The following is an 18,357-nucleotide window of genomic DNA, read 5'->3' as shown; positions in this document are numbered from 1 at the left end:
GGTTAGTTTTCGCAGAGAACAAAATGAACCTTACAAATATAGCTCCGCAAAAACTACTTGTAATTTACCCAATAAATATAAGTGTAATTTTACTAATGGGCAGTTTTGCTACTATTTTCATTTATATCTAACAAAAAAAGAACCTAAGAAGCAGAAAGTCTTTTTATGCTTTTCAAACACAAGCACCAACTAATCAACTACAAAACAACACCTTACACAGATATTTATTTTTAATAAAAGATTATTTTTTGTAATTTAAACCTTATCTATTTAAAATGTATAATGACTTTAAATCTTAACCATGAAAACAACATTACTTTTAATTTTTATGCTACTCACCAACTATCTATACAGCCAAACTACCCATGATTTAACTTGGAAAAATGATGGCTCGAGTGCAGGACAAGAAATAACAATAGAACAGGGTGATACTGTTAGATGGACCTGGGGTTCTGGCACCCATAATCTAAGAGCTACTTCAGGAGCTGAATCTTTTAACAGTGGTTTTGCGAATGGTCCTGGTCATGTATTTTCGCATACCTTTACTAAATTAGGAAGCACGAACTATGTATGCGATCCGCATGCGGGGAATATGTTCGGAACAGTAACCGTAAGTGCAACAGCCGGAGTTGCAGAGAGTGATTTATTGCGTTTTACCATGTATCCCAATCCTGCATCAGATTTTATCAATTTGCAAGTAGCAGATGATTTTAGAAATGCTACCGTTACTATTTACGATGCTATCGGAAGAAATATGTACCATGCTACATTAGTTGCTGAAGAGGACAGAATTCCTATTGGTAATTTATCAGCCGGTATGTACATTCTTAAAGTAAATTCAGGGGATAAAATAGGAACCAAACAAATGGTAAAATATTAAACAGGAATACCGCTTTGTCAGAAAATAAAAGTTGGGTATAAGAATATCGTAGACTGAATTTGTAGTCATTTCTCAAGTATATTTAGGCGAAATACACTCGCGTGCAATGAAAGTAACTTTATAGTTATATAGGGTCTTTAATTAGGCTATAAACACTATTTAATGTTGCTGTACATATTAAAAGTCATCGGTACACAAGGGGAACCTTTCTATTCCTCGTTAAACACCTCTAACACCGGCAATGCCTTGGAATTAAAATCAAACAGTGCTTGATTTTCCCAGGGAGAAGCATCTCTAGCTTGCTCGCCTTTCCAAGCTACCAATTCGCCACCCCAATAACAAAAGCCAAGCCCATTATCTGTGTTCTTCGTAATCGTTTTGATTTGACGAATAAAGTTCTTTTGCCCATTAGGCGTTGCTGGGTAAACTGGCAGAATTAATTGGTCTTCTAAACCAACTATATTTGTGGTCCAATCGTTCCAATCTAAGGTAAAAGGGTAAGCAGTTTCTGCCACTACTATTTTCTTTTCAAAGCTACTACTGAGGTTTTGCATTTCGGTTTGTAACGCTAAAGTTGATTTACCATGCCAAATTGGATAATACGATAAACCTATAATATCATAATCAATGCTGCGTACTTTTTCAAAAAACCAACTAGCACCTTCTACTCCTGCATAATGTACAATTATTTTTGTGGTACTTGAATTTTCTCTAACGACAGCAGTTGCGGCATTCATAAGGGCTATAAATTGGGAATACTGCGCAGAAATATGGCCATATGGGTGTAAAAAACCAGAATTTATTTCATTCCCTATTTGCATGTAATCCGGGTGCAGTGCAGTAACTATTTTTTGGGTGTACAAACGAACGCTATCTTTTACCTGTTCAAAACTTCCTTGATTCCATGAGGCAGGTGTTTCTTGTTGGCCCGGATCTGCCCAAGTATCGGAATAATGCACAGACAACCAAGTTTTAAAACCGCGACTTTTCACAAACTTAGAAAATTCCCGCACCTCATCGAATCCAGAATGTGCATTCTTAGGATGTACCCAAAGACGCAACCTGATCGTATTTACACCATGTTCATTAAGTATTTGTAATACCTCTTTTTGGTTCCCAGAACGATCGTAAAAAGGTACACCAGTTGCTGCAATTTCCGGGTAGCTAGAGATATCTACGGCCCTAATAAAAGCATCGGTATCTGCAAGATCTTCTGGCACCTCTTCTGTATTCTTAGTACAAGCAGTGGAAAAGCATAAGAATAGTATGCCTATAAAAAAATTAAACACACTGTGAAAAAACGTATATATGGGTAGTTGTTTTGGTATACTTTTGTACATATCGAATTACAACATTAAAAAAACAATGTACTCTTATTATTCGTTTTAAATATATTTTTTTAATTCACTGAACTCTGCAATTACGCTATTTGCATTTTTTAAAGTTTGATCCTTTGACATTGGATTGGAATATCCAAAAACAAAAATACCAGCACTATTGGCAGCCTGTACGCCATTGTCTGAATCTTCAATTACAACACATTGTTCCTTGGGTATGTTTGCCATTTTTGCCGCTTTTTCAAATATTTCAGGATGTGGTTTAGATTGTTGTAAATCGGCACCGCTAATTTTTCCTAGAAAATATTGATTCAAGTTAAAGCGATCAAATACACGATTAATATTGGGCATAGACGAAGAAGAAGCAAGAATTAAGGCTATTCCTTTGTCGAAAAAATATTTGATTATTCCCTCCACACCATCTACGAGTTTTAAGGATGGATCCTTTTCAAAATACCCAGTATAATAGCCTCGTTTTTGCAACACTAATTCACTTGGGTCATGCTCTAAATTAAAGTGTGCAACTAATTTTTGAAAAACATTTAGTGTAGAAGAGCCTGTAATTGTTTTGTACAATTTTTCAGACACTTCTATGCCTAGTGAAAGGAAGGTTTCGTAATAGGCTTTTTTGTGAAGATATTCAGAATCTATAATCACTCCGTCCATGTCAAATATGACACATTTTATACTCTTCAATACCTCGATTTTGTCTTGCATACCTATTACTCTTAATTTTAATTATACACAACGCCAAGAATAAAATACATGGCATTCGTAGGAAACGAATGTAGGAAATAAAAACTATATAGGAAATATACAAGAACTTTCATCCTTATACACTGCTACTTAATATCAAATTACGAATATGCCTTTTAAAAATCCTAATACAAAACGCATTATAAATGGTTTAGCGCTAAGGTTCGCGAAGTCTGTTTTATTTACATTAGTAGCATAAACCTTAATTAAACTTCATTTTCTTTTGGAGTTGGCTTTTCAATATGCTCTATTTTAAGTTGCTTCGGTAAGCAATAGTTTCTTTTTACATATACTTTCATTTTTTCATTTTTCATATTCTTACATAGTGTAAAAATTTTGCTACACAAACTCCCAGTGTTGATCCGGGAGAATTAACTCATCACTTACTCTTTAATCTCGTATAACTTAGGTTTACTTATCCCTAATTCTTTTAAATAACCATTCTTATTCATTTCAAAGTGCATTTCTGTCATTTCATTGAGGTATTTTTCCAAAGGCTCTAGTCCTATTGATTTTCTCCTTTCATTAACTGATGTACTATCTTTTAAAGGCTGTGGATAGGCTTGCCCTGTTTTAAAATTATAAGTTACTTGCGTTCCATAAATTTGTTTCTTATTGGTATTTATGAGCACTCTATCCAAAAGCAAACCATAATTACTCGGTTGCGCATTTCCTTTAGTAACTGCTATCTCCATTTTTTCCAAAACCGCTATTTGGAAATCTTTGTTATGGTCGCAATGCTGAACCATAAGCCAAAAATTTTGAGAACCTTCTTGTCCGACCAAATCAAAACCTACAAATCCGAACGTATCAAATATCTGATTCAGCCGTTTTTGATGGGTTGTAAAAACACTGTCTTTAAAAGAAGTCCATTCTGCAGAGGTCATATCTTTGTATATACCCTCAGGAATAAAGGCAGCAATTTGATCGATTTCTACCATTTTTTTCAGTTCATCGGCCAGTTTTTGATTGTACGCTACCTTTTCTTGATTCTCTACTTTTTCGGGAATTTTAGCTTTGCATCCAAACAAGACGGAACCAATAATTATAAGTGCTATTATTTTATTCATTTGGTTTGATATTTTAGCCACAGATGGAGTTTTGTTTATAATGCATGGGAAAGCTATCTTAATAGTATTTGTGTTTCATTATTGTAAAAGCAACAATACTATTTGCTCTGTAAAGTATTTACTCTCTCGTTTGTAAGTTTAAAATCTTCACGACCATGGATGTGATTTAAGACCATTTTAAATTGACCTTCATTCATTCTTCCTGCCTTATATTCTTTCGTAATTAAGGGTTCTAGTTCTTCCCAATATTGCTCTGGTGCATGTCTTAAAGTCATCCCAGGAAATTGAGGCCCTACACAATTGGAAGATCATTTGGAAATCCTCTTTTTGTAATAATGTCAATTAATAATTTTGTATTTTTTATATCCAATACTTTTTGCAATTGCATTAGAGAATCTTCTTGCTTTTTGGTATACTTCTTCTCCCGTTTATTCGCAATTGCTCTTGCAATTTCCCCATATGCTAATTGTTTTTTTTCACTAAAACTTCTGTATTCTTTGTTAGAAATTCCTTCTGCTTTTTGAATAGAATCTAGGATATCGAAAAAAGGATCATCCATCATCTGTCTGTACTTTTGGTCATCCTTGTAAATTTTTAAGATTAATTGGCATAATGTATCTTCATCCTTGTATCCCTGTGCTTTCTTTTTACAGGAAGTTAATATGCAACTTAGTGCTATTGCTACTAGTATACTTCTTTTCATGTTTTTTTAGGTTTGTGTTTTAAATTTTTAAAAATATATAAAATACTAATAAGAACAATCTAACATAAACTATCATAACACCTTGTAATGCGACAGAGTCACATAATTAGCATTGGTATAATTGATTCATTCTTTCGAATGCACATATTTCTAACAATGTTTGCTGCATGTAGTCGGTAATATTTGTAATTCTACCAGAAATTACACTTTCTTTAGTGTAGTAAAATGCCTCCTTTTCTTGGGATACCAACTCCTGCTTGTAGCTAGATTGTATTTCTAACATTATGGAAATTAAAATTTCAAAATATTTAATATTAATTTGGTTTGTGAAATATGAGTAATTTCGTGAAGAAAAAATATGGTTAACTATGAAGCATTTTTAGCCTTAGTTATGCTATTTTATCTATGCAAATAGTCTCTAGCTAGATTCTTCATATATTATTTATAATATTTATTGTAAAGTCTTTTTTCGTGTTTTTTCCTGTCACATAATCTTCCCACTTTTGTCGTACGGTGTAATTAGGTATAATACCTCGACCTTTAGTTTTTGGAGCAACATTAATTTGAAAATGCACCGTCGGAATTTTTATCTCAATTTTTGAATTTGGTAATGTAATATATTCCGAGTATCCACTAACATTTCCCTCATAAGTACACCTGTTTCCTCACCGATAAATATACCCCTATCACTCATTTTTATTAGGCTAGCAAATTCTGCACCTCCTGAGAATGTTTTACCACTTATCAAAACATATAATTTGCCGTGATAAATCAAATTATTTTGTGGGTTTTTATATCCTAAATCTGAATAGTAGTCGCTGTATAGGGTAAATTCTCCTCTCTTAGCAATATTGTTTTGCAAGGTCCATTGGTCGTTAATATAACCTTGTTTAGTTTTATTATTTTGATATGATTTTGGACACATGGTTACTTGTTTATATTTTTTAACAACTTTGTTAGAGAGGTAACTGAAAAGGAGATTTTCATTACCTTCTGTTCCTCCACCATTTGCCTGAACATCTATTATCAAATGCTTAATATTCAGAGAATCGATTTTTTTGAAGTTTTCTTGATAAAATTTTTCATAATCCAAGTTATCCTTACCAAAACTTGGAATGCTTACATAGGCAATCGAATCATTAATTTGCTCAAATGTAAAGCTATTAAAGTCAAAACCTCTTGCTGGTAACTTTGCATTTTTAGTTTTAAATTTTGTAAACCGAACAGCTGGAATATCTATAGTTTGTACCTTTTCATTTCCAAAATTTTGTATCTGAAGTTCGAAATTCTTCTCTTTACCGCAAACTAATCTATACAGTAAAGAGAAATTCAAACCACCAATCCATTCTTTCTTCGAGGTTGTATTAAAGCCGTCTGTAGGAATTAACGGAAATAAACTTTGTAATACTTCGTCTACTTTTTTATTATTAATAGCAATAATTTTTGCCCCTCTTTTTAGTTCTTCAAAATCTTTACCATAGTTTTGTGCAATAATTAGGTTTTCATCACAAAACTTTACAGAAAGTGGTAAAAAAGATTTCGAAAGCCCTAATTTAATCATTGTCCATTTTGGTAGCTCGATAGCAGTGTGTCCCTCGTTTGTCAATCCTATTAAATATCTTAATTTTTCATAGAATTCTACTTTAGTTTGCCGTGTTTCTAGGGTACTCTGAATACTGTCTATTTTGCGATTCGTTTGATTCTCTGAAAGGTACTGGTAAAGTCCTTGATGTTGCGATTTCAATTCTCCGATTAGGTATTCAAAATCTTCCTTTAATTCAGAGGGCTTTATCGAATTTTGGGCAACTCCATTTGTAATAAATAAAATACAAATGACTAGTAAAAATATTCTCATTGTATAATAGTATGTGCTTTTCGTTGTATAACCCATAATAACCTTTTGGTTACAACAAATTATAATCTAATTTAAATATTGCTATCGTAAAAAAGTAATCCCAATACTAGGTAGTTTTCGAACATGGCTTATACTATTTTTAAAAAAGTAATACCGTACACCTTAGACTCAAACTAGCTAGCACTAAACTTCTTTTACCAAGATACAAAACAGTATTGTACATAACCCCAAACTGTTACCTTGGATATTCTTTACAAATCATTAAATGCTTACGAAATCATAGTTCTTTTCCGTATTCGAAGTAAGCAATTTTTTCTTTTCCTCTTTCATTCCTCTCTGCATAGCTTAGAGAAGATAACTGTAAAAACCAACGTACACTCCTTCTAACAAAGATTTGTATATGCTAATTTTTAAATCTTTACGAATATAGAAAACAAAAATGAAACAGGGAAATTAACGCTAAACTTTGGTTCGTATACCCGGTTAGTATTGCAATATTTGTTATGGTTTATTGCGCCCAGTGGCAGAAAAAACACTTTATGTTAGGAAAAACTAGGTTTTTATGCCATTTAGACGTTATTAATAAACGTCAATTTTCAATACCAAATTTATTATTCTTTGTATCTAATACAACAACCTTCCCTGTAAATAGCTTATTTCCAGTCATGCCAAACAAATACCAACTGGGTAAATAATCTACTGCATTGAGAACTTCACAACCATAAATAGATAGATTGTCGTATGTTGTGTTGCCAATTTTTATAGCATTGTTTAGTTTTTTTCTGTAAACTGGTAGTTGTTTTCCCCAATTATTTATACAACATAGACTATCTATTTTATTAGCATTGCTATTCCTTAACCTTTTGTTACTTGTTAATACAGGAAACATGCTTGAACCTGTATCGTAAAAAAGTTTCGTTTTTTTATCTCCAATTTTTGCAGGGAGTAGTAATGGAAACTTATCAATACTTGCTCCCTCTATATATTCTAAATTATAAGTTAAATCATCCGCACTTTTATGAGTGACTGCAAGTTTATCATTTTTAAAATCTAAAATTAATGTTCTATTTATAAACAGATCAAATCCAATGGTTCCGATTACTATTTTAGAAGTATCGATTCTGCTACTTCCCAAAGATTTTGAAATTCTAATTTTTTTTGCCTTAAATTGATTTTCTGCTATGTTTATTATTGGGTTCTTGATAAACTTAAGACTATCTTTATCATAAAAAATATTCAGGTTATGATTCGCATCTAAAAGCTTATTTAGTGTTTTTCCGTACAATAAAGTAGTTTGTTGCCCACTATCGAATTGCATGAATAATTTGTTTTGGAGTCCATCAATTTTCACAGGAATATAAAAAGCTATTTTCTCTATTTTTTCATCACCTAAAAAATCACTATCCCATCTTATATCACAGTACGAAACTTTACTTGGTTCTTGAAACGTGTGAAAAGTATTTACTGTCGAAATACTTCTCCAATAGGCTATGTAAATGGGAATTGAGATTACTATCAATAGAATTACGAAAACAATCGAAAACAGTATTCTCTTGTAAAGTTTTTTCATACGTTGTGCAAATTTTCAGGAACGATTAGTGATATTTTCACTACCAAATGTAAATAAAAATTATCGATTTTGTGTTTTGAAAGAAGTTTTAAGTAAGGCTTTAATTAGCCAACAATTTTACACGGATATTTACCAATCAGACGTATTTTATTTTATTTTTTTATACACCTCTGTACCGCAATCTATGCACAAGCCTTCGCTTTTTGCTAAAGATAGTAGACCATTTTTCCTGATCAAAATTGTGTAAATTCCTTTTTTACTAAATTTTATATGATGTGCAAATGAATTTTTTCTTAAAAGTTCATATTTTTCTTCTGAAATTAATTTTCTGTTTTGCTAAAAACGAACATTAGAATTTTTGTCAAATTCTATTTGTTTATGCATTTGTTCTTTAATAGCTACTAAAGTATTTGTTGTTAGTTCCCATTTCCATTTCCCAACAACTTGATTGATTTTTAATCTTCTTTGCTTTTCAGCAATAAGGTAAATTCTATCGATTGCATACATAGAAAAATAGGATTCAGGGAATTCTTTTGCAAAATTCAAATATTTTTGAGTGAGAAGAGAGTCTGAAGTTTTTAATTCATTTTGCTGTACTTGGTAATATATATTCCTTCGTAGCTTTGATTCGCAAAGAGTCCACTGAAATATCTTTTGAAATAATACACTCAAATCTAACACTTGGAAGATTTGTTACGGAATCTAGTGCAGATTAAAGTGAATCTATTTGGATCCTGAAGCTCCTATTTTCCGATTTTAACCTATCCGATTCTTTCGAACAAGAACACAAAGAAACCAATAATACAATTGCGATAATATTTTTCATAGGAATACCAAACGTGGTAAAAAAAGTCTTAATTTCATAGCTTATTCTTTTTTCAAATTTTCGACTGCACCACAGGTACTATCTAGTTGTGATGTATGATCTCAAACATGGTAAATAATTCTCCTGCGAGAAAGCTCTTTACCATAAAAATAGATGAAAATTTTGTACTCGAGTTTATTCGATACCAGAGGACCTAATTTTTTTAAACAGGGATAGAAATTTAAGGTGCTCCCTTAGGTAATTTTATCGATATAACCTTTTCCAAATTGCTTGTTATACAAACGCATTTCTTTCATTGTAATAGGAATACACTTTACAGAACTTTGCTTTACAAGCATCATTCCAATAGGCTCGGTATTTGGTATTCGCACAGTGACTAGTGTGATCCATTCCTCGTTTTCTTCTAGTATATATGCAGGAAAATAGTGGTCTTCTTTTAAAACTAAAACAGGCTTCCAATTTAAATCTATGTTATCGGCATGCAATCGATCTGCAGCCATGAGCTCTAAATAGTTTAGGGAAGGTATAAATTTCAGAACCAATGCTTCCACTTCCCTTCTTATATTAGCGATCGATTTAATTCGCATTAATAACCCCAGCAAAAAGGCAATACCAAGCATGGCTAATACTGCAAAAAAAGTAAGTGTAATTTCTCCAAAAATATGTTCTATTTGGAATTTTTTGGCGATAGGTCCAATAAGACTTTCAAAAATCTTCATGAACTTATACAATACATAAAGGACTACTGATAGTGGTAATGCTAAGGCAACCCCACGGATGATGGTTGTCTTTAGTGAAAATTTTGTCATTTTATTTCATTTATATTAGAAGCTTGTTCATTCTTAGTTTTTTAGTTATGTCTTACCTTCTGTGCGAACATCCTAACCAAAGGAATATATATTACACACCATTTTGTGTAGATTTGTTATGGAAATAAATAGCGATTTCTTCTACCGTTTGTTTGGCAGTTTTACCAATCCCGTAAATTGTAGCTGACGCAAAACCTGTCCAATTCCCGTACCCAACTAACCAAAGTCTAGGCTCCTTGATTGCGTGGGTGTTTTGTGTTTTAATCGTATTGTCTTTTGTGATACCTAACTTTTGTAAATGCTTTAAATTTGGTCTGAAACCAGTACACCAAAGTACCACATCAAATGCTTCTTTAGAATTATCACTCCAAATAACACCATGCTCATAGAATTCTTTAAATGGTCTGTAATCCTTGTATACACCATTTCTTATCCCCTCTTTAACACTTTTAACCTGAACGATATTACGGAGAGATATTTCTTTAGGATATTTCTGAGATTCTCTTTTTAGATACCTATCAGTAGCTTGTATGAATAAGTAACGGCCATCAATTTCTTCTGGCAAAAATACAGGTGCTCAGAAGCCACCCATTTTGTAGTTGCCACTTTTGATACTTCCGCTAAAATTTGTGCTCCAGAATTACCTGCTCCAACTACAAGCACTTTTTTATTTTTTAAAGCATCCGTATTTCTATAGGCAACAGAATGTATTTGTCTTCCTTTAAACTTATGACAGTTTGGGTATGAGGGAATATAAGGATTCATGGCAGTCCCTGTTGCACTTACTAAACTTTTACAGTAATATTTACCGTTGTTAGTGGCTAACTCAAAAACACCTTTTTGATTTGAAACTTGGAGTACATTCGTATTTCTTATCACAGGAAAAGCATATCTTTTTTCATATTCGGATAAGTAAGATATAAATTCATTTTTTGTAGGGTATTCATTTTGACTTGCTGGCATTTGCCAACCAGAAAGAGAGCTATACATCGAAGGTGAGAACAATCGTAAACTATCCCAAGTATGAAGCCAAGCACCTCCTGATTTTGATTGGTTGTCTAAAATTACATAATCCAATTTGGTTCGTTTCATAAAATACGCAACAGAAAGCCCTGCTTGGCCACCTCCGATTATAATCGTATCATAAACCCTGTATTCTGATTTTAAAACCATAATAACAAATATACCTATTTATGCATATTATGCCCAATGGTTTTGGTAAGTTACCTTGAATACTTATGGATTTACTCTGTATAATTCTATTTATTTTTTATACTTTAATGCTCTTTTTTAAATTCTCAAAACTATTTAACACCAATTATATTGGGTATTTCATTCGCATTTTTTAAGTTTTCGGTGGTTTTTCTTAACCCTTATTTATACGATATATTTAGTTTTTGTTCTTTGCATGTTCGGTTTGAAATATTAAAGTAATATCCTAATTGCATCCCATATGATTGCATAGTTCATTTGATAAAATTTACTTTAAAAGTATTTCATCAAAAGTAATCGCCACGAGATTTCCTCATTTTTCAGCTATTCATAGCTTGTTAGCCTTTTTAAGTTTAAAATTCAATAACTAAAAAACATATAAAAATAATAAATAACCTTTGTGCATACCTTAACTAGCGATTACACACCTCTACTTATAGCCACAATTATATTAATTTTTCAATAATTGCAACAATTTCAGTTCCATCGCCTATTTTCAATGCTCCTCCTTCTTTACTTTCATATGGAATTCCATTATTTACATACTTCAAAATTCCATTTCGGTCTAAAAACAGGTTTAATGGATAGGCAGTAATACCAAGATCATCGGTAAAATCTTTGGCATCTACAAGATGTTGAAATTCAAAAGGATGTTTTTCAAGAAATTTTAAGACAGCATCTTTTTTCTCGTAGGTTATGGAAATAAAATTAATATCCTCTTTATACTTTTCCTTTATTTTATTTAGTATTGGCATTTCGTCGATACAAGGTTTACATTTTGTAAACCAAAAATTTATTACGGTGGGCTTGTCCTTTAACTGTTGTGTATCAAATTTTTCACCTGCTAATGTCTTTAAGTTAAAATTTGGAAATTGTTTGTCTTTATACCTAGCAAATGGTCCAGTAGAGAATAATTCGTCTTGTTTTTTATCACTAATTTTAAAAGTAACATTAGAAATAATCGAGTCTTTTTTGGATACTGTGCCTTGGACTACCAAACTAGCATAAACCTTTTTCCCTAGAGCTTTATTCATTTTACTTTCCATTTCTGAAAGTTGCTCTTTTATTTCAGTTTCCGTCATTCTATTTTTTCCATTGGTTGAATAATAATGTGTTTGTGAGAAACTAGTAATTGTAATTAAAAGCAGTAGTAGTGTAACTAATTTATTCATTTTTTAAATTTTTATGCAATTTAATAAAAGGTAAGTATTTTGCATGTTAAGAAAAGTTAAGGAAAGTTAATTCTGGTAAACGTGCTTGTATAAAATTTCCAGTGTGTTTAATTGTTCTGGAATATGTTAGCACCACCTAATTCTTGTTACTTTGCATAAATATTTTATGGTTAGCAAATCATTTTTGTCTTGGTTGATTCTTCTTTTCGCTTAAATTATCCGCTGTAATTATTCTATTTGTATTGTAATTAATGGTTAATCTAATATTTTCTGTAGTGTTAATTACATAAATATTTTTCCCTTTTTTACAAAACCCAGACTCGTCTGTTTCTAGTAGAATTTTGGAAACTAGGAATTCAATTTTCTGCTTAGAAAGTTGCAAATTCAATTTCTTATTAATTCTGCCATACACGAGTTCGGTGTAACAAATGTTATTTATGATCTTTTCTTTATAGGCATGCATCTGTTCTTTTTTATTCTGTTTGTGTATTCAATGTAGGTTTTCTATACCTAAAGCCATCGACTTTTACCAATGCAATACTCACTATGCTTTAGGATATATTTTGACCTTTATTTTCAATCAAATAACCGTTCATGTAATTGTTATTTTTTCGTTTCGTCCAAAAAAATCATATCGCAGTTTATGCATTTTGACTTTAAACGCTTGGTTAATTATAACCTTTATAATTTTGGAATTTCCACCACTATTTTATAAATGGATTCGTTCTAATAAGTTTTTGATCTTTAAAAAAATAAGTTCCAAGATTTGGTTATGTACCACTTATTCTAGTAAGGCAACATTCCGTTATGTTACTATTGATTTCTTTACGTTTTACACAATGTTTAACATGATTATCAAATATTTTTGGCTAGCCTATATTTTACTTTTAAAGTTACTTACGAGGTCTTGTTTAAGAAAGCAGTTGATCAAAATGTACTAACTCTAAACCAAATAATTACTTTCCATTTAGTAATTAAACCAATATTACTTTTGTACTTTGTATAGTATGTTTAATATTTACTAATTAATTCCGCAATGTTTTTGTTAGTAGCCTCTGACATTATTTTTAAAAGAATATCGATAGTTAAATTATTAATTGTCTTTATTTGTTTTAGAATCTCGATTAACTGACCTTCATCATTTTCAAATAAATCTTTAAAAAATTTAAAAGCTCTCCCATATTGACCTAATTCATTACTGTAAATGAATTTTGAGCCATAGAGTTTTCCTTTATCCACGCTTTTAATAGGTCCGTTTGCTCTCCAATCTAAGAGATTCCCCTCCATAGAGAACTTAGCGGCTAATAATAATCTATTATCTATAAAATAACTTTTAGCTTCATTTGGTGCAATTATCTTACAGAACTTATAAGCAATGTATTCAGATAAGCCATCTCGAAACCACCTATATTCATAACCTTTTAGATTATATTTTTGCACCAAAGTTCCTTCAACTATTTCGTGCGAAAATGTATTTCCAATTGTATTGGTTAGTTTGACAAAATTGGAACTATCAGATTCATACAAAACCATTGTCCATGGAATGTTTCGGCTTTTTCCTATAGTTATAGTATTATTTGAATTTATTGATGTTAAATAAAGGTTTTCTCTCTCTATTTCGTTAATTGAAAATTGCTTACTGAGTAGCTATCTAAACGGCCAAAAAGTGATAAAGAAAATTCACTTTCTCGTTTTAATCTTTTATCAAAATATATTTTGTAATTGAATTTAGTTATTGAATCGGATAAAGATTTGTCTAAAACATTTAAGTTCTTAATATTATTAACACGATCATTTCCAAATATTTCCTCATTCCTATATGAGGCCCTTGTCGTAAGTGGAAATTTATGTGGTTTTATGCTACTTATTACTAGAATTTTTGCTCCTTTATCAGTAAGTTTATATGTTAGCTCAAGCCCTTCTGAGTTATAATTTTCATAGAATTTAGTACCTTTTATTGAGAATATCGAATCATTAATTTCCTTCACATAATCAACTTCTATTTTCGTAATTTCTTCTGATGCCTTGAAGTTTAAATAAGCATATAAAGAGGTAAAAGATGTATTAATATCACTACCTCTAAAATGAAATTTCTGAGATAGGAAAGGTTTTATTAAATCGTAATTTCTCTCATTATTAGCTTGCTTAATACTTTCAACAATATGTATTTCAATATCATTAGGTTTACGTCTATTACAACTTATTAGTATTATCAATAATGACAAAAATATAAGTTCTCTTTTCATAATGTCTAATTGGCTAAAACGATTAGTGTAAAATTAATTGCATAATTTTAGGTTTAAATTTAGTAAATAAATTATGGATAGAAAATGGTAAAAAACTTTTACCGTGTATGTTCCAGTGATTAATTTTATGACTTGTTAGGCTTAGTAATATTAAAAAATTTGAACTCAAATATTCGTATTTCACTGGATCTTCTTCGCAGAATACTTCAATATTTTTATCTTTTTTAATGACAAAGTTTTTATCTGTTATTTCAAGAACATCATTATAATAATCATCTGTCAAAATTATACCTTTTGATTTTTTACGTTCTAATAATAAATCTTTGATTACTTCTTTATAAATCGGTTCAATCATTGAAAATAGTTCATCCAGCATCAAAAAATTTATGATTAAGATTACCGATAATCAGTAACTCAAGATAGCGTAATTGACCTAGAGATAATTTTCCAACTTTTATTTTGTCAAAACTTGAAACTTTTGGCGAATAAAATATATTATTTTGATCATCTCCATTTGGAAAAAACAAAGGAATTATTTCTCTTACTTTTCTTTCTTTAGGTAAAAAGTATGCTGTGGTAAATAGCCAATTCTCTTAGATTAAATAATATTTTTTTGAGAAATAGTTTCTGAATTTATTTTTAGAACAATTGAATCAGCTTTCAATGTAACAAATATTAGTTTTAATAAAGTAGATTTTCCAGCTCCGTTTCGGCCAAAACCCCCTATCATCTCTCCAACCTTACCTTTAATATTAAAATTCTATAAAATGGCTTTCTTTCCGAAAGATTTATTAAGAGCTACCACGTTTAATACATCCATTTATCTAAATATCAGATGAGTTATGATTAATAAAAAAGAAATAAATATATAATTAGCCACACTATTGTTAAAAGGTTTGCTTTTGTATATCCAAGATTATAATATGCATAATATTCATTTTTTTTAAAAGTCTGATAACCTAAATAACCTATAAAAATCCCAAATGATGAAAAAACAACAACACTTCATAAAATACCTAAGGTGAATGAAAAAACTAACGAAAAAGGTACATTGAACATGTTTACATCCAAAAAATATTTAGAAATGGATTTAATATTTATCTTTTGTGATAGATTTTATTTTTATATACAAATTTGATTCTTACTTAACGGTGCAGCTAAACTGAGTTTTAATAAAGTTTAAGTACTATTTAAGTAGGCTTTTATTCGAATATTATTGCTAAGTTAGAATTTTTAATTTTCACAATATAATATGGTTGTGTAATAACGGTGGGGGCAACTTCTTCAGGAACTAAACTTGTAATATTTACAATGATATTCTCTGAATTTGCCGTTATATTTAATTCTAAATCATAACCTCCGTTTCTTTTTATCTCGTCAAATACTGCAATAATTGTATACTCCGAAAAATCTATAGTAGTTTCGGTAAAGTTATCAGAAACATTAGAAGCAGAGTCCATTTGGGAAATTAAATTATTCCAGACGGTTTGGTTAGATATAACAAAATTCTGTTTAGAAATTCCTTCTATTCCATTTCCGTGTAGATTACCTTTTGAAATTAAGGTAGAATCGACGTTCCTACTATTCAGGTTTTCATTGTCTGAACTGCAGCTAGAAATTAAAATTGAAAATAAGATGACTACTAAATTTTTCATAATAGATTATATTTTTTGTTAGACTATTTTCTATTAGATGGTTAAAAGTATAAATGGTTGCGTCATATTTGCTACAACGGTTTCGTATATGTTTACAATATGATTTGTTAAATCAATTTTTAAATCTTAATATTTAATAATGATAGATTTCATTCAACTATATATAAGGTTGTTTATCCACATGTTGATTTTAAAATATCTTTCCCATTTTCCTTTACCATTTTAAATCCATTATCAAGCATTGGCTGAAAGGTTTTACGCCCTGTAAAATGCCAAAGCAAATACCCACATTGACATTGATCAATTACACCATTTTGATATTCGTTCAGCATCAGTTTCTTTAACTTTTCCCAATAGTTTTTTTGGGGAATGGATAAATATTAAGATTGGGTTAAATTCTGGATCAGTAAATTCTTTAGAGTAGTTTTTTTAATCCGTTTTACACTTGGAAAACCATATTTATTAGTTATTTCTATCATCCTTTCAGTATGTTCAGCATCCATTGGGTTGATATATTTTTTCCAAATAAATTTTCTTAAAGTATCCGATGCAAATTTTCTGTTTTTTAATGCTTCTTCTTAAACTATTAGATAGGCTTTAAATTCTATTTGTTGCTGATTTATCAAAGGTTTTAAAAATGGTATATTCACGCACCGTTTGATCATATCCGTACATAAATTCCATTTCTTCAACTAGAACGTTAATATTCTTTTTAAAAAGGGAGTTCTTTACAGTTTGTGCATAAATAATATTACTTAATAATGTAAAATAAATTAAAAGTCTTAATTTTATTTTCATATTTTTAATATTAGACAAAGTTTTGTCTATACCAAGTAGTTTGGTTTATGAATCAAATTTAACGAATAGACCTCAAATACAAAGTCCGACAAATGTTTCGTAAATAAGTTTTATTCTGTTTTGTCTAAAATTATTAAGTTTTGACTCACACTCGTTGAGTTTATTTCAACAATAGAGTTTTCATTTGTCCCAAAATTTGACTTTAAAATACCTAAATATAAATTCAGACTATTTGAACTTACTAAATTCAAATAAATTCCATTTTCATAGATAGTATTGCCAAAAACAGTCATTAGACTATAAGTTTCTCCTTTTGATTTGTCAGAAATCAACATTGTAGTTAAATCAATTATTCCCGGTTTCGCACCATATGTAGAGCCAGAAACTGATTGCATTACTGCTAATTCAGAATTGTTTATCGAAGCTAGTCTACTACCGTTAATAGAGTTTATATTATTTACGGAATTATCAACTAAGTCAACTTCTAAAAAACCTTCTCGCCATGTTGAAATATATAATTTTGAATTAATTTTAACCACAGAGGTAACCACATCTTCATTAAAGGTAATGCCCAATTCTGTAATAGAATTGTCTTGAAGATTAATATTGACAAGGTGTTTTGTTGAATTACTTCTTAAAACATTTTCAGCTAAGACACCAATTAAATTATTCTCGTCTTTAGTAAGAGCTATAATCCCCCTTTCATCTCCATTTATTGTTGAAGGAATTGTTAGAGGTATTATTTGACTCGTTCTATTTTTTCTATCAAATATTAATAGGTTATTTGTAGGTGACGGATTATATACGTATTCGATAGAATAAATTTTATCCGATGAAGATATTAGGTTATTAGTTGAAAGAATAGAACCATTATTTTCTCGATTAATCTGACCTATGTTTTCTATGTTACCTGTATTATTTCCAATTTCATAAACCTCTCCGAGCTCAGAAACAGCTAATAATTTGTAGTCATCATCAATTTCATTAATATCATTTAGATTAATTGTTATACTTGCCGTTTCAGAGATTCCTGAATTTTCAGCTCTTACAATCCCCGTTACTATGGGATTTGTTTCGTAATCAAATAAACTTTCAGTTAGTACAGTAATTTCCCCTGTACTAGCATTGATTTGAATTGCTTGCTTAGGAGTTTGTTCTGTAATGGAAAAGGTAATATCCCCTTGATTAGTTGTAGCTTGAACAATCCCAAGAGATGAATTGGCAGTTGGATTTTCATCAATACTAATTGAAAAGTCCGATATCGAAATCGATATGGTATCATTTACATCATCATTGGAATCCTCACAAGATATAATAAAGAAAGTAAGTATTACTAGTAAATAGAATAGTTTATGATTTTTCATTTATTTATAATTTTAATTATTTAAAATGGCCTCGAATATGAATAATTACATGGGTTAGCGCTTGACTTAACTTGTATACATTAAATCAAAAATCAGCAAGTATT

General features: G+C 30.4%; 22 protein-coding genes. 1 reads left to right on the top strand and 21 read right to left on the bottom strand.

Annotation, left to right across the window (positions count from 1 at the left end; genetic code table 11):
- Positions 1-301: 301 nt before the first annotated feature.
- Positions 302-880, top strand: coding sequence for a T9SS type A sorting domain-containing protein (locus tag BSU00_RS10040; RefSeq protein ID WP_105004268.1), 579 nt, complete (start codon positions 302-304; stop codon positions 878-880).
- 209 nt (positions 881-1,089) lie between these two features.
- Here the strand turns inward: BSU00_RS10040 and BSU00_RS10035 are convergent, their stop codons facing one another.
- The 21 genes from BSU00_RS10035 to BSU00_RS09955 form a co-directional block, all read right to left on the bottom strand.
- On the bottom strand, positions 1,090-2,100 hold the full coding sequence (locus BSU00_RS10035; RefSeq protein WP_233188698.1) for a glycosyl hydrolase 53 family protein: 1,011 nt from the start codon (positions 2,098-2,100) through the stop codon (positions 1,090-1,092).
- A 165-nt stretch (positions 2,101-2,265) separates the two neighbouring features.
- The gene (locus BSU00_RS10030) at positions 2,266-2,913 is read right to left on the bottom strand and encodes an HAD family hydrolase (protein ID WP_369820319.1); all 648 of its coding nucleotides are present in this window, start codon (positions 2,911-2,913) and stop codon (positions 2,266-2,268) included.
- Between the two features lie 443 nt (positions 2,914-3,356).
- Positions 3,357-4,043 carry a DUF6624 domain-containing protein gene (locus tag BSU00_RS10025; protein WP_105004460.1) on the bottom strand — a complete coding sequence of 229 codons (687 nt, stop codon included), beginning with the start codon at positions 4,041-4,043 and terminating at the stop codon, positions 3,357-3,359.
- A 98-nt stretch (positions 4,044-4,141) separates the two neighbouring features.
- The gene (locus tag BSU00_RS12945) at positions 4,142-4,318 is read right to left on the bottom strand and encodes a hypothetical protein (protein ID WP_158254419.1); all 177 of its coding nucleotides are present in this window, start codon (positions 4,316-4,318) and stop codon (positions 4,142-4,144) included.
- A gap of 17 nt (positions 4,319-4,335) precedes the next feature.
- Positions 4,336-4,746: a hypothetical protein gene (locus BSU00_RS10020; protein WP_105004266.1), complete on the bottom strand. Its 411-nt coding sequence runs from the start codon at positions 4,744-4,746 to the stop codon at positions 4,336-4,338.
- A 106-nt stretch (positions 4,747-4,852) separates the two neighbouring features.
- Positions 4,853-5,029, bottom strand: a complete 177-nt coding sequence (locus tag BSU00_RS12940; RefSeq protein WP_158254418.1) for a hypothetical protein — start codon at positions 5,027-5,029, stop codon at positions 4,853-4,855.
- 303 nt (positions 5,030-5,332) lie between these two features.
- Positions 5,333-6,601: a S41 family peptidase gene (locus BSU00_RS10015; RefSeq protein WP_158254417.1), complete on the bottom strand. Its 1,269-nt coding sequence runs from the start codon at positions 6,599-6,601 to the stop codon at positions 5,333-5,335.
- 589 nt (positions 6,602-7,190) lie between these two features.
- Positions 7,191-8,171: a hypothetical protein gene (locus BSU00_RS10010; RefSeq protein ID WP_105004264.1), complete on the bottom strand. Its 981-nt coding sequence runs from the start codon at positions 8,169-8,171 to the stop codon at positions 7,191-7,193.
- Positions 8,172-8,507: 336 nt separating this feature from the next.
- Positions 8,508-8,852, bottom strand: coding sequence for a hypothetical protein (locus BSU00_RS13020; protein ID WP_199176786.1), 345 nt, complete (start codon positions 8,850-8,852; stop codon positions 8,508-8,510).
- 378 nt (positions 8,853-9,230) lie between these two features.
- Positions 9,231-9,806 carry a hypothetical protein gene (locus tag BSU00_RS10000; RefSeq protein ID WP_146104839.1) on the bottom strand — a complete coding sequence of 192 codons (576 nt, stop codon included), beginning with the start codon at positions 9,804-9,806 and terminating at the stop codon, positions 9,231-9,233.
- 91 nt (positions 9,807-9,897) lie between these two features.
- Positions 9,898-10,371 carry an FAD-dependent oxidoreductase gene (locus tag BSU00_RS13460; protein ID WP_233188697.1) on the bottom strand — a complete coding sequence of 158 codons (474 nt, stop codon included), beginning with the start codon at positions 10,369-10,371 and terminating at the stop codon, positions 9,898-9,900.
- Positions 10,314-10,979 (bottom strand): NAD(P)-binding domain-containing protein, encoded by a 666-nt coding sequence (locus tag BSU00_RS13455; RefSeq protein WP_233188696.1) that lies wholly within the window; start codon positions 10,977-10,979, stop codon positions 10,314-10,316. The genes BSU00_RS13460 and BSU00_RS13455 overlap by 58 nt, the downstream gene beginning before the upstream one ends.
- A gap of 485 nt (positions 10,980-11,464) precedes the next feature.
- On the bottom strand, positions 11,465-12,190 hold the full coding sequence (locus BSU00_RS09990) for a TlpA disulfide reductase family protein (protein WP_105004262.1): 726 nt from the start codon (positions 12,188-12,190) through the stop codon (positions 11,465-11,467).
- 178 nt (positions 12,191-12,368) lie between these two features.
- Positions 12,369-12,653, bottom strand: coding sequence for a DUF3781 domain-containing protein (locus BSU00_RS09985; protein ID WP_105004261.1), 285 nt, complete (start codon positions 12,651-12,653; stop codon positions 12,369-12,371).
- A 548-nt stretch (positions 12,654-13,201) separates the two neighbouring features.
- Positions 13,202-13,723 carry a hypothetical protein gene (locus BSU00_RS09980; RefSeq protein ID WP_105004260.1) on the bottom strand — a complete coding sequence of 174 codons (522 nt, stop codon included), beginning with the start codon at positions 13,721-13,723 and terminating at the stop codon, positions 13,202-13,204.
- 80 nt (positions 13,724-13,803) lie between these two features.
- Positions 13,804-14,436, bottom strand: coding sequence for a hypothetical protein (locus tag BSU00_RS09975; RefSeq protein WP_105004259.1), 633 nt, complete (start codon positions 14,434-14,436; stop codon positions 13,804-13,806).
- Between the two features lie 22 nt (positions 14,437-14,458).
- Entirely contained in the window at positions 14,459-14,815 is a 357-nt protein-coding gene (locus BSU00_RS13450) for a hypothetical protein (protein ID WP_233188695.1), read from the bottom strand.
- A gap of 219 nt (positions 14,816-15,034) precedes the next feature.
- Positions 15,035-15,187 (bottom strand): ABC transporter ATP-binding protein, encoded by a 153-nt coding sequence (locus tag BSU00_RS13445; RefSeq protein ID WP_255402344.1) that lies wholly within the window; start codon positions 15,185-15,187, stop codon positions 15,035-15,037.
- A gap of 451 nt (positions 15,188-15,638) precedes the next feature.
- Positions 15,639-16,091, bottom strand: a complete 453-nt coding sequence (locus BSU00_RS09965) for a protease complex subunit PrcB family protein (protein WP_105004258.1) — start codon at positions 16,089-16,091, stop codon at positions 15,639-15,641.
- Positions 16,092-16,688: 597 nt separating this feature from the next.
- A complete protein-coding gene (locus BSU00_RS13015) occupies positions 16,689-16,889 on the bottom strand; it encodes a hypothetical protein (protein ID WP_199176785.1) in 201 nt (66 codons plus the stop codon).
- A gap of 110 nt (positions 16,890-16,999) precedes the next feature.
- Positions 17,000-18,253, bottom strand: coding sequence for a cadherin repeat domain-containing protein (locus BSU00_RS09955; protein ID WP_105004257.1), 1,254 nt, complete (start codon positions 18,251-18,253; stop codon positions 17,000-17,002).
- Positions 18,254-18,357 lie beyond the last annotated feature (104 nt).

It is taken from the genome of Tenacibaculum sp. SG-28 (genome assembly GCF_002954385.1).
GTDB lineage: Bacteria > Bacteroidota > Bacteroidia > Flavobacteriales > Flavobacteriaceae > Polaribacter.
The sequence above is the reverse complement of the archived record's forward strand: the minus strand, read 5'-3'. Positions and strand labels throughout refer to the sequence as shown.